Raw genomic sequence first — 3,995 nt, 5'->3', positions numbered from 1 at the left:
ACGCCCTTTTCCATATCAAGTGATTTCATAATCCCATGGCGGATTGGCACCGGCACGCGACACGGTAATTGCTGCGGCTTTGATGCCAAAGGCGATGGCTTTGGTCAGCTGTTCTTGCGAGATGGTCGCAAGGGATTGCTTATTCAGTAGGCCTTGTTTTTCAAGGCTCACCAACACACCGGCATTGACCGTATCACCGGCACCGACCGTATCGGCCACGGTGACTTTTTCGCCACCGACACTGATTTTACCGCAGGATGCATAGGCCACGGCACCATCTGCGCCTTTGGTGACGATGATGATTTTAGGTCCGTTCTGTCCCTCTACGGCCAGCCAGTTGCGGATAATCGCATCATGATCCGTGCCTTCATCAAACCAGAGCAGGTCTTCATCTGAGACTTTGACAATATCAGCCAGTGCAATCATCCGCTTGATCCGCGCCAGATGGGCGGCTTTGTCCGGAATAAAATTCGGGCGGATATTCGGGTCGAGCATTGTCACACGGTTTGGCGCTTCCCGCCGCATCAGCGCTTCATAAGTACTGCCGCAGGGTTCCGGAATGAGGCTGATACCGCCAAACATCAGAGCGCTGATATCAGCACCCAGTTCCGGCAGTTGTGCCTCACTGAGCAAACGACCGGCGGTGTTTTCATCGTAGAAATTATAGCTCGCCTGACCATTATTCAGCCGGACAAAGGCAAGCGTTGTCGGCTGATCCGAGATCGCACAAAACCGCGTATCAACGCGGGATTTCTCCAGCGTATCGCGCAGGATTTGCCCGAGAAAATCCGATGATAGGCCGGAGAAAAATCCGGCCTTTGCACCCAGCCTGCCAATGGCAATGGCTGTGTTGAACACGGAGCCGCCTGCATGCGGCACAAAGCCGGTCTCGCCGCCCTGTGTTGCGCGCGGCAGCATATCAATCAGCGCTTCTCCGCAGGAGAGGATCATGCTCTCACCCTTAAACGTGTTGACCGCCATTGATGTGGATTTCCGAGCCGGTCACGTAGGATGAGGCTTCAGTGCAGAGGAAATAGATGGTTTCAGCCACTTCCGATGTCTGGCCAAGACGGCGCAACGGCATCTGCTCCACCAGTTTTTCTGTGCCCGGTGACAGGATGGAAGTTTCAATTTCGCCCGGTGCAATCGCATTGACGCGAATACCATGCGGGCCGAAATCGGAGGCCATTTCACGGGTCAGACCGGCAAGCGCTGCTTTTGAAGTTGCATAGGCCGTACCGGCAAAAGGATGCACGCGGCTTCCGGCAATAGACGTGACATTGACCACCGAGCCCTGCGCCGCTTCAAGTTCCTTAAATAATCCGCGCGCCAGCATGATCGGTGCAAAGAAGTTCACCTGAAACACATCGCGCCATGTGGCCATCTGGGTTTCAATGGAATTGAGGCGGCTTCCGCCAGCGCCTTTTGGCGAAATACCGGCATTGTTGACCAATGCATTAAGCTGACCGCCATTATCTTCCAGACGACGGCGGATTTCCGAAATCGCACGACCGATATCTTCCGGATCAGCCAGATCAACCTTGATATGATCTTCAGGGCCAGCAGGCCACGGGCAGTTGTCGGAAAAATCCTGACGTGAGCAGGTAATGACACGCCAGCCCGCCCGTGAAAAACGCTTCACGGTTGCATGGCCGATACCGCGGCTGGCACCGGTCAGTACGATGGTTTTTTTAGGCGTATCAGTCATTTTAATCGGCCTTTATTGCTAATTTTAAGTGGACACTATCACTATAGATTTTAAAATTTGCAAGGCGTGTTTAAATTTGGCACTGAATGATTCAAGCATATAATTTTTTAAAAGATGCTTTTGAGAAACGGAGATATTTATGTCGAAACTGATTTTGGCAATCGATCAGGGTACAACATCCAGCAGAGCCATTTGTTTCGATCAAAATCATAAGATCACCGGTCTCGGGCAAAAGGAATTTACACAGCACTATCCCAAATCCGGCTGGGTCGAGCACGATCCGGAAGAAATCTGGCAAAGCGTTGTTACGACCTGCAAACAGGCGGTTGAAAATGCCAGCGCCAGTATGGAAGATGTAGTCGCAATCGGCATTACCAATCAGCGTGAAACGGTGGTGGTCTGGGATAAGACAACCGGCAAGCCGGTCTATAATGCGATTGTCTGGCAGGATCGCCGCACACAAAAAGACTGTCTGAAACTGAAAAAACAGGGCATTGAGCCGCGTATCCGCCGTAAGACTGGCCTGTTGCTTGATCCGTATTTCTCCGCAACCAAGCTGGCATGGATTCTCAACAAAGTGCCCGGTGCGCGTAAAAAAGCAGAGAAGGGCGAGCTGCTGTTTGGCACAATCGACAGTTTTCTAATCTGGCGGCTGACCGGCGGTCAGGTTCACGCCACCGATGCCACCAATGCTTCCCGCACATTGCTGTTCAATATTGCCAAGAATGAGTGGGATGAAGAACTGCTGAAACTGTTCAACATTCCGCGTAGCATGCTGCCGGAAGTGAAAGACTGTGCCGATGATTTCGGTGTGACGAAGGCAGATGTTCTGGGCGCGGAAATTCCGATCCTCGGTGTGGCGGGTGACCAGCACGCGGCAATGATCGGTCAGGCTTGTTTTGCCAAAGGTATGTTGAAGGCGACTTTCGGCACCGGTTGTTTTGCGCTGCTCAATACCGGCAAGGATAAAGTTCTGTCGCGCAACCGTTTGCTGACGACGATTGCCTATCGTCTGAACGGCGAGGTGACTTATGCGCTGGAAGGCTCGATTTTTGTTGCCGGTGCTGCAGTGCAATGGCTGCGCGACGGTTTGAAAATCATCAAAAATGCAGCGGAATCCGGTGAGCTGGCGCTCAAAGCCGATGAGACACAGGATGTCTATCTGGTGCCTGCTTTTGTGGGCTTGGGCGCTCCCCATTGGGATGCAGAAGCGCGTGGCGCGATTTACGGGCTGACCCGTAATTCGGGGCCCGCCGAGATTTCCAAAGCTGCGCTGGAATCCGTTGCTTATCAGGCACATGACCTGCTTGAAGCCATGCATAAAGACTGGAAAACGGACACCAGCGATATTGTTCTGCGGGTTGATGGCGGCATGGTTGCCTCCGACTGGACGATGCAAAACCTGTCGGACATTCTCAACGCGCCGGTTGACCGTCCGGTTATTTTGGAAACCACGGCGCTGGGCGCGGCATGGCTTGCAGGTATGAAAGCAGGTCTCTGGGGCGATATGCAGGCTTTTGCCGAAGACTGGCAGCAACAGCAGCGTTTTGAACCGCTGATGGAGCCTGCTTTGCGCAAACGTAAAATCAATGGCTGGCATAAATCTGTGCGCAGCACACTCAGAGCGAAACAATAAATGCTGATAAAGGCGGCGATAGCGAAAGATGCTGCGGAGATTTGCACGGTTCTGCGCCGCTCAATCACGGAGCTTTGTGCTGCGGATCATCAGAATGATCCGCAGATTTTAAGCCAATGGCTTGCCAATAAAACAGAAGACAATCTGCGGGGATGGATTGCGCGCGAGGGGCAGATCTATTTTGTTGCCGAGATTGACGGGCGGATTGCCGGTGTTGCTGCTGTCTCGGCAACAGACGGTGTTTTGCTGAATTATGTTTCACCGGATTATCAGTATCGCGGTGTCAGTAAAGCTTTAATGGCAGTATCTGAAGGCTGGCTGAAACAGCAGGGGCAGGTTGTGAGCCGTCTGACCAGCACGGCCACAGCAAAACAGTTTTATGAAAAGCTCGGTTATTTACCCGAGGGTGATGCCAAAACGGGAAGGTCGGGCATACCGTCCTTCCCGATGAGTAAAGCGCTATAAGCATTTCCAGCAAAAGTGCGAAGCGCCTCCGCAGGGAAATCAGTTCGCCGGACTGATTTCTTTTCCTGCTGCGATGCGTGAGGCACATGCGTAAAAACAAATAGACAGAGCGGTTCCTACGATTCATTCTTAACTGGAACCGCTCTGATTATTCTCCGTTGCCCATAATTACATCGAGCAATGTCG

4 protein-coding genes are annotated in these 3,995 nt (G+C 52.5%); 2 read left to right on the top strand and 2 right to left on the bottom strand.

Features of this window, described 5'->3' with window-relative positions; translation table 11 throughout:
- Positions 1 to 15 precede the first annotated feature (15 nt).
- On the bottom strand, positions 16 to 951 hold the full coding sequence (locus tag A918_RS0112030; RefSeq protein WP_022711310.1) for a carbohydrate kinase: 936 nt from the start codon (positions 949 to 951) through the stop codon (positions 16 to 18).
- A 10-nt stretch (positions 952 to 961) separates the two neighbouring features.
- A complete protein-coding gene (locus A918_RS0112025; protein ID WP_022711309.1) occupies positions 962 to 1,708 on the bottom strand; it encodes an SDR family NAD(P)-dependent oxidoreductase in 747 nt (248 codons plus the stop codon).
- 139 nt (positions 1,709 to 1,847) lie between these two features.
- On the opposite strand from A918_RS0112025, the gene glpK reads away from it, so the two are divergent.
- A complete protein-coding gene (glpK, locus tag A918_RS0112020) occupies positions 1,848 to 3,344 on the top strand; it encodes a glycerol kinase GlpK (protein ID WP_022711308.1) in 1,497 nt (498 codons plus the stop codon).
- Complete coding sequence (locus A918_RS0112015) at positions 3,345 to 3,809, top strand: GNAT family N-acetyltransferase (protein ID WP_022711307.1); 465 nt, start codon at positions 3,345 to 3,347, stop codon at positions 3,807 to 3,809.
- Positions 3,810 to 3,995 lie beyond the last annotated feature (186 nt).

The sequence above is a fragment of the Pseudochrobactrum sp. AO18b genome (assembly GCF_000409565.1).
In the GTDB taxonomy this organism is placed as follows: Bacteria; Pseudomonadota; Alphaproteobacteria; order Rhizobiales; family Rhizobiaceae; genus Pseudochrobactrum; species Pseudochrobactrum saccharolyticum.
Note: the sequence above shows the minus strand (reverse complement) of the source record. Positions and strands in the feature narration are given on the sequence as shown.

Excerpts from the sequence above, each read along its gene's own strand:
- A918_RS0112030 (WP_022711310.1), bottom strand. The coding sequence starts at position 951 with ATGATCCTCTCCTGCGGAGAAGCGCTGATTGATATGCTGCCGCGCGCA.
- A918_RS0112025 (WP_022711309.1), bottom strand. The coding sequence starts at position 1,708 with ATGACTGATACGCCTAAAAAAACCATCGTACTGACCGGTGCCAGCCGC.
- glpK (WP_022711308.1), top strand. The coding sequence starts at position 1,848 with ATGTCGAAACTGATTTTGGCAATCGATCAGGGTACAACATCCAGCAGA.
- A918_RS0112015 (WP_022711307.1), top strand. The coding sequence starts at position 3,345 with ATGCTGATAAAGGCGGCGATAGCGAAAGATGCTGCGGAGATTTGCACG.